The 6,940-nt window shown below is 36.4% G+C and carries 10 protein-coding genes; 7 read left to right on the top strand and 3 right to left on the bottom strand.

Translation table 11 applies throughout. The features are described 5' to 3' along the window. Positions 1-329 precede the first annotated feature (329 nt). Genes BBROOKSOX_RS02885 through BBROOKSOX_RS02855 form a run of 7 tightly spaced genes read left to right on the top strand, consistent with a single transcriptional unit; the run spans position 330 to position 4,388 of the window. The gene (locus BBROOKSOX_RS02885; RefSeq protein WP_139659674.1) at positions 330-947 is read left to right on the top strand and encodes an NYN domain-containing protein; all 618 of its coding nucleotides are present in this window, start codon (positions 330-332) and stop codon (positions 945-947) included. Next, positions 931-1,512 (top strand): anthranilate synthase component II, encoded by a 582-nt coding sequence (locus BBROOKSOX_RS02880; RefSeq protein WP_139659673.1) that lies wholly within the window; start codon positions 931-933, stop codon positions 1,510-1,512. The genes BBROOKSOX_RS02885 and BBROOKSOX_RS02880 overlap by 17 nt, the downstream gene beginning before the upstream one ends. 2 nt (positions 1,513-1,514) lie before the next feature. Continuing rightward, positions 1,515-1,934 carry a rhodanese-like domain-containing protein gene (locus BBROOKSOX_RS02875; protein WP_139659672.1) on the top strand — a complete coding sequence of 140 codons (420 nt, stop codon included), beginning with the start codon at positions 1,515-1,517 and terminating at the stop codon, positions 1,932-1,934. A 9-nt stretch (positions 1,935-1,943) separates the two neighbouring features. Then, positions 1,944-2,195 (top strand): glutaredoxin domain-containing protein, encoded by a 252-nt coding sequence (locus BBROOKSOX_RS02870; protein ID WP_139659671.1) that lies wholly within the window; start codon positions 1,944-1,946, stop codon positions 2,193-2,195. Continuing rightward, positions 2,195-3,172 carry an NAD(P)H-dependent glycerol-3-phosphate dehydrogenase gene (locus BBROOKSOX_RS02865; RefSeq protein WP_139659670.1) on the top strand — a complete coding sequence of 326 codons (978 nt, stop codon included), beginning with the start codon at positions 2,195-2,197 and terminating at the stop codon, positions 3,170-3,172. The genes BBROOKSOX_RS02870 and BBROOKSOX_RS02865 overlap by 1 nt, the downstream gene beginning before the upstream one ends. Then, positions 3,169-3,699: a histidine phosphatase family protein gene (locus BBROOKSOX_RS02860; RefSeq protein ID WP_139659669.1), complete on the top strand. Its 531-nt coding sequence runs from the start codon at positions 3,169-3,171 to the stop codon at positions 3,697-3,699. Before BBROOKSOX_RS02865 ends, BBROOKSOX_RS02860 begins: the two co-directional genes overlap by 4 nt. Continuing rightward, positions 3,696-4,388 (top strand): glucosaminidase domain-containing protein, encoded by a 693-nt coding sequence (locus BBROOKSOX_RS02855; RefSeq protein WP_139659668.1) that lies wholly within the window; start codon positions 3,696-3,698, stop codon positions 4,386-4,388. The genes BBROOKSOX_RS02860 and BBROOKSOX_RS02855 overlap by 4 nt, the downstream gene beginning before the upstream one ends. A gap of 76 nt (positions 4,389-4,464) precedes the next feature. Here the strand turns inward: BBROOKSOX_RS02855 and rpsI are convergent, their stop codons facing one another. From rpsI to BBROOKSOX_RS02840, 3 genes are all read right to left on the bottom strand, one after another. After that, positions 4,465-4,860: a 30S ribosomal protein S9 gene (gene rpsI / locus BBROOKSOX_RS02850; RefSeq protein ID WP_139659667.1), complete on the bottom strand. Its 396-nt coding sequence runs from the start codon at positions 4,858-4,860 to the stop codon at positions 4,465-4,467. A 30-nt stretch (positions 4,861-4,890) separates the two neighbouring features. Next, complete coding sequence (rplM, locus tag BBROOKSOX_RS02845; protein WP_090716009.1) at positions 4,891-5,319, bottom strand: 50S ribosomal protein L13; 429 nt, start codon at positions 5,317-5,319, stop codon at positions 4,891-4,893. A 65-nt stretch (positions 5,320-5,384) separates the two neighbouring features. Then, complete coding sequence (locus tag BBROOKSOX_RS02840; protein WP_257607739.1) at positions 5,385-6,938, bottom strand: phosphoethanolamine transferase; 1,554 nt, start codon at positions 6,936-6,938, stop codon at positions 5,385-5,387. Positions 6,939-6,940: the final 2 nt, after the last annotated feature.

Here is a 6,940-nt window from a genome sequence, read left to right as displayed (position 1 = left end):
CCACTTTTCACCCACTTGGCGATTTTTTAAACCCAGCCTTAGCCCTGCTAGGACAAGGTTTAAAGAAATCACCAATTGGGCAAAAATTGGATTTTGCTAATCATCCCTATTTATGCAAAGGTCTCTATTTATAAAAAAGTTTAACGCCAAACAAGCAGGCTGATTGATTTTCTTCAGGTTGTAAAATAAACTTTTTGCTAAATAAGAAAATTGTGTATAATTTTAGTTGTATCCGTTAAGTTTGTAGGCAAGCATAAAAGACCAAAGCTTGTGGGCAAGCATGAAGGCCTCCTTATTGGAGGTCTTTTTTTTAGCTTTAAGGGTAAAAAATGAAAAAAACTATTTTACTGATTGATGCTGGTTATTTACACCCTATCTTAAGAGAAGAAGGTATTTTTTATGATGCAAATATGATTGCACAAATAGCTAAGGATTGTTGTGTAGCCGATGAAGAATTACACAAAATTCTCTATTATAATTGTGATTCATTTGATCCAATTGACAAAAAAACTGGCAAACCATTCTTTTATTTGCTGAAACACAAAAATGGTGCAAAATTAGTCAAAAAAGACAATAAACTGATTGCAGAATTACAACAAAAAGATTTATTTGCTATTCGTTTAGGGGTTTTAAAATTTGAAGGTTGGACTAATACAGACAAAACAGGTAAGCCAAAATTTAGGCAAAAAGGCGTGGATATGCGTATTGGGTTAGATATGGCACACCTTGCTCATCAAGGAAAAATTGATAGAATTATTTTAATTACTGCAGACACTGATTTTATTCCTGCAATGAAATATGTTAGAAAAGCCAATATACAAGTTGTAATTGCCAAATTAGGAGGGCGTCATTTAACGCCAGATTTAACCATGCATACTGATTTTATTAGACCAATTGAACTAACTAAATATCAAAAAAAAACAATAAATTATGCTATTAATGATTGACAATTACGATTCATTTACCTATAACTTGGTGCAGTATTTTGGCGAGTTGGGACAAACGGTTGAAGTGTATCGTAATGACAAAATTACAATCAATGAAATTAAAAAATTGAATCCAGAATTTTTGGTTATTTCCCCAGGTCCTTGTACGCCAAATGAAGCAGGGATTTCGATTGAAGTGATTAAAAATTTTGCTGGCAAGATTCCGATACTTGGTGTTTGCCTAGGGTTTCAAGCAATGGTGCAGGCATTCGGTGGTAATGTGATTGGCGCTAAAAAGATTATGCATGGGAAAATATCACCTGTACATCATATAAATAAAGGCGTATTTAATAATCTCAACAATCCATTAAATGCCACGCGCTATCACTCACTGGTGGCTGAACAATCCAGTTTGCCAGATTGCTTTGAAATGACTGCTTGGACTCAGGATGAACAGGGTGGTTGTGATGAAATTATGGGCATCAAACATAAAGAAATGGCAATTGAAGGGGTTCAATTCCATCCAGAATCTATTTTGACTGAACAAGGTCATGAGATGCTAGATAACTTTTTAAAAGGAGAATAAACATGGAAGTTTTAGAATTTTTATTGGACGATGGACAAATCTTTACCACAATTACACTGGTGGTTTTGATTATGCTACTGATTGGTAATATTATTACAGATAAATTAAAAAAATATGAAGATATAGATGTTAACGCAGCAGTTACATTAATGGATGAAAAAGATTTAATCATCCTAGATGTACGCGAGAAAAAAGAACGCAGTGCAGGTCATATTGCAAATGATATTCACATCCCAATGAGTCAAGTTAAAAATAAACTTGATGCCTTAGATAATAAGAAAAAAGTATTGGTATATTGTCGCAGTGGTGCGCGTGCAGCGCATATTGCAGGACTATTAACGCGTCATGAATTTGAGCAGGTTTATAATTTAAAAGGTGGTATGAACGCCTGGAAAAAAGCCAACCAACCCATTAAATCTTAGGAGACCCAAGTGAAAAATAACGCAATTTATTGTTCTGATACTTGCCCATTTTGTCAAAGAGCTTATCAATTATTAGAAAGTAGAGGTATTCCCTTTAAAAAGCATTATGTCAAAACACCCAATGACTGGGATGAAGTAATGGAAAAAACTGGCAGAAATACGGTGCCACAAGTATTTATTAATGGCACACATATCGGTGGCTTTGATGATTTGTCAGACGCTGATGCGTCTGGAAAATTAGACGAAATCCTTAATCAGTAGTGGCTAACAACCTTAGTATTATTGGTGCAGGTGCTTGGGGAAGTGCTCTTGCAATTGCCTTGTCAGACAACTTTGATACTATCTATCTACATACCCATACGCAAAAAGAAGTTGACACACTACAACCAAAACACCCTGCTTTATCGGTAAATTATGCATCAAATATCAAACTGACTTTTGATTTATCGCATGTGCAAGATTCTCACAGTGTTTTAATTGCAGTACCGAGTTATGGTTTTACTAGCACACTTAAAACACTGCAACCTCTACTCACAGAAAAACAATCTGTTGCTTGGGCAACTAAAGGTTTTGATACCGATGGACAATGTTTTTTACATGAAAGCTTTGAATTTATTTTAGACAAACACCCAAGTTGTGTCATTTCAGGACCTAGTTTTGCCTTTGAAGTCGCTAGTCGTAAACCAACAGCACTTAGCGTTGCTGCAAAAGACAAAAAAATTCAAAGCCATTGGGCACAAGTTCTAAATACTCAAGCACTTAGAGCTTACACCAATGATGATGTCATTGGTGTAGAAGTGGGTGGGTCAGTCAAAAATGTTTTGGCAATTGCTGCAGGTATTGCCGCAGGTTTAGACTATGGTGCCAGTGCTCAAGCAGCTTTGATTACGCGTGGATTGGCTGAAATGATACGCTTAGGCGTGGCACTAGGTGCGAATACATCGACTTTCAATGGTTTGTCGGGATTGGGTGATTTGGTGCTAACTTGTTCCGATGATTTATCAAGAAACCGCCAATTTGGTAAAGCATTAGCCAAAAATCAAAATGCAAAACAGGCATTGAATAGTGTTGGTGCAACTGTTGAAGGGTTTAACACCTTAGCCTTAGTATTATCACAGGCAAAAAAGCATCAAATTGAAATGCCCATTTGTGAGCAAGTTAAACAAGTTGTTGATGGACAAGCGACACCGACCCAAGCAGTTAATCGCTTAATGTCAAGAGTGCAAACCCACGAATGACTCTTGATTTATTAAGACATGGCGAACCTGAAGGGGGTCGCTTATACCGTGGAAATTTACTTGACGATCCCTTAAGCGAAAAAGGCTGGCAACAAATGCAAGCATCAGTAAATGGTAAACACTGGGATTTTATTGCCACTTCGCCAATGGCTCGTTGCCAAGCATTTGCTCAGCATTTATCAGCAATACAGAATATTGAACTGCAAGTATTTGATTCACTAAAAGAAATAGGGTTTGGCGACTGGCAAGGTCGAAATGCCAAGGAAATTGGACAAGCCACCATTGATAAATTCAAACAAAATCCCTTAGACAATCAACCATTGGGTGCAGAAGATTTATACGATTTCCAAGCACGAATATTATCTACATTAGAACAAATAACCCAAGAACGAACAAAAAAGTCAATCTTACTCGTCGCCCACGCAGGGGTGATTAGGGTTATTAAATCTCACTTGCTCAACCTATCCATTGAAAAAATGTTTATAATAGAAGTTGCTTCTGCCTCTTGTGAACGATTTGAATTATGAAAGAACTCTTGTTTGTCATCACTATGGCTTGCGCCGCCACAGTGCAGGCTTTTAGCATCTGGGATTTAATTTCATCAAGAACACCAAATTTTGATGAGATAAAAGATTCCAATCAAAGGAAAAATGCTTTCTTTACTTATTTATTACCAATGGTAAAAAAGGAAAATAATAAAATTAAACAGGTTCGTTCACTGATTAAAAATAATCAATTTAACGACATGCAGATTAAAAAATTAGCTAAAAAATACCGTATTAAACATGTAGACAAAAACGCATTATTAAATACAATAGACACTATTCCCGCCTCTTTAGTGTTAGCACAAGCAGCGATTGAATCCAATTGGGGAAATTCCAGATTTTCCAAACACCACAACAATTATTTTGGACTGTGGTGTTTTAAACCAGGTTGTGGTGTTGTACCTAAAGACCGTAACAAAGGTGCTAAGCACGAGGTGATGAGTTTTTCTTCAGTCAACAAATCCATTGAATACTACTTACTAAATCTTAATCGCAATCATGCTTATAACTTGCTTAGACAAATTAGAGCTTATAAGCGTCAACATAACCTCAAACTTACAGGCGTCAGCCTCTCTGAAGGGTTGGAAAAATACTCAGAGATTGGTTATGAGTATATTGAGTTAGTGCAAAGCATTATTAGGCAAAATAAACTCTCTAGATTTGATTATTAACTGTTGAATTCAAACAAATTCTAAGCAATAAAAAACCCGCAATCTGCGGGTTTTTTTATAAGCATTAAATAAAATGTTAACGCTTTGAATACTGCTCGCTCTTACGCGCTTTCTTATGTCCAACTTTCTTACGCTCAACGATTCTTGCGTCACGAGTAACAAAACCAGCCTTACGAAGGTCGCCTCTAAGCTCTTCATCATACGCCATTAAGGCGCGTGTCACACCTAAACGAATCGCACCCGCTTGACCAGTGTCACCACCACCCTTAACCATAATGTTAAAATCAAACTTATCTCTCATATCAACCGTATCTAATGGTTGGTTAATAATCATTGAAGAGGTTTCACGACCGAAGTATTCGCCCATTGGGCGTTTGTTTACAGTAAATACACCTTTACCTTTGGTCATATAAACACGAGCTACTGAGGTCTTTCTTCTGCCTGTTGCATAAAATATTTGCGTCTTTGCCATAATAATTTCCGTACCTTAAAATATCTAAAATTAAATCTCTAACAGTTGAGGTTGTTGTGCCGCATGTGTATGTTCAGCGCCTGCAAACACCTTCATCTTTCTAAACATATCTCTACCTAGAGGGCCTTTTGGCAACATACCTCTCACAGCTTTGTTGATAATCTCTTCGGGCTTCTTAGCTTGTAAGTCCTTGAATGCTATTGATTTCAAGTTGCCTACATAACCCGTATGATGATGATACATTTTATCGTCAAACTTATTACCTGTTACTGTTACTTTTTCAGCATTGATAATAACAATGTAATCGCCTGTGTCTGTATGCGGCGTGTATTCGGGCTTGTGCTTACCACGAAGGCGAGAGGCAATGGCTGTTGCCAAACGACCCAATGTTTTGCCATCAGCGTCAACCAATAACCAATCCCTTTTCACTTCGTGTGCCTTAGCGCTAAATGTTTTCATAAAATCCATATTCATACAAAATAATCGGACTATTATAATCATTTTTAGGTTTTAATGTTGTCTATTCACTTAATAAAGTCTAATTTTTGTTCATAAACTTTAACTCTAACATCAAACAATCCTAACAAAGTATGAAACAACCCATCGTGACTTAATACCAAATCTTTTTTGTCTTTTATAATTTCTTTGGAAAATTGTTGATCAAACCATGCGATTGATGCCACATGAGTTTGCTCTTTTGGTGCTATAAAATAGGACATGCCATGTAAGTACAGCCCTTTTTCACCTAACGACTCACCGTGATCACTCATATAGAGCATTGCACTTTGATGGGTTTGATTTTGCTTCAACAATGTAATCACCTGAGATAAAAAGTAATCGGTATAAACAATGGTATTGTCATAGGCATTATTGATCATCTCATCAGTGCACTCACTAAACTGATTGGTCTTGCATGTTGGTGTGAATTTCTCGAACGCCTGAGGATAGCGTTTATAGTAAGCAGGTCCATGACTACCCATCATATGTAGGACAATTAAAATATCTTGGTTTTTATGCGTGCTGATGTAGTCTTGTAAACCATCCAACATCCCCACATCTCGACATTCCACATCACATATAGGGTTGTTACTACTGGTTTTAAAATCTTGATAAGTGACACGATTTGCAACGCCTTTAGAGCTAGAATTGTTGTCTCTCCACAACACCTCAACACCAGCACGATTCAAAATATCTAATACATTACTCATATTTTTACCCTGCGTGTGAGAATAATCGCTCCTGCCCAACGATGAGAACATACAAGGTAGAGAATAAGCTGTATCGGTACCGCAAGAAGACATTTGAGAAAAACTAAGTACCGACTCCTTTGCTAATAATGAGTTAGTCAGCCTTTGGTAGCCATTTAATGAAAATCTATCTGCTCTGGCTGCCTCCCCCACTATCATAACAACCAATTTCTTGTGTTGGCTGTCTCTATCAATGCGTGCGTCTTCACCAATAATTTTAAAAGACATACGCTGAGTTTTAAATTGTGCGTTAATGGTTTGACCAATCGCATATAAATGATAAGTTGGATTGATATACAGACGCAAATATGCATATTTCTTAGAGAGTAAAGTGAAAGATTTAAAAAATACCAGTGTAATCACAACAAATATAACAATTAGACTCGAAAACACCTTAAATCTACGCCAGAATTCTTGTGCGAGTCGATGATGCACAATCTCTACTTTATAAACCCAATAAGAGGGGATAACACCCAGTACAACAACATACAACAACAGTTTAAAACTCAACAAATCTATGGATTCTCCCCAATTGGTAGCCATCATATTCTCATCAAAAATCGTGCCATAATTATTCGTAAAATAACTGACCATGGCAGAAGAAAATAAAATAATAATTAAAATTGATTTTGCGCTATATCGATTACTAATTAGTAATAAAATGGTAGCAAGAACGACAAACAACCAAATAAATAATGATGCAATATAGCTAAGATTCTCAGACAAAGAAGTGTTGAGTATTTTTGAGAAAAACACCACATTGCCAGTGATGGTCAAAAATATAGCAACAATTAGCACCAATGAAATGATTGAAAGTTTGCGTGAAAACATGA

The sequence above is a fragment of the bacterium endosymbiont of Bathymodiolus sp. 5 South genome, assembly GCF_900128535.1.
Lineage (GTDB): Bacteria > Pseudomonadota > Gammaproteobacteria > PS1 > Pseudothioglobaceae > Thiodubiliella.
Note: the sequence above shows the minus strand (reverse complement) of the source record. Positions and strands in the feature narration are given on the sequence as shown.

Coding starts and splice junctions, on each gene's coding strand:
- BBROOKSOX_RS02885 (WP_139659674.1), top strand. CDS start 330: ATGAAAAAAACTATTTTACTGATTGATGCTGGTTATTTACACCCTATC.
- BBROOKSOX_RS02880 (WP_139659673.1), top strand. CDS start 931: ATGCTATTAATGATTGACAATTACGATTCATTTACCTATAACTTGGTG.
- BBROOKSOX_RS02875 (WP_139659672.1), top strand. CDS start 1,515: ATGGAAGTTTTAGAATTTTTATTGGACGATGGACAAATCTTTACCACA.
- BBROOKSOX_RS02860 (WP_139659669.1), top strand. CDS start 3,169: ATGACTCTTGATTTATTAAGACATGGCGAACCTGAAGGGGGTCGCTTA.
- BBROOKSOX_RS02855 (WP_139659668.1), top strand. CDS start 3,696: ATGAAAGAACTCTTGTTTGTCATCACTATGGCTTGCGCCGCCACAGTG.
- rpsI (WP_139659667.1), bottom strand. CDS start 4,860: ATGGCAAAGACGCAAATATTTTATGCAACAGGCAGAAGAAAGACCTCA.
- rplM (WP_090716009.1), bottom strand. CDS start 5,319: ATGAAAACATTTAGCGCTAAGGCACACGAAGTGAAAAGGGATTGGTTA.
- BBROOKSOX_RS02840 (WP_257607739.1), bottom strand. CDS start 6,938: ATGTTTTCACGCAAACTTTCAATCATTTCATTGGTGCTAATTGTTGCT.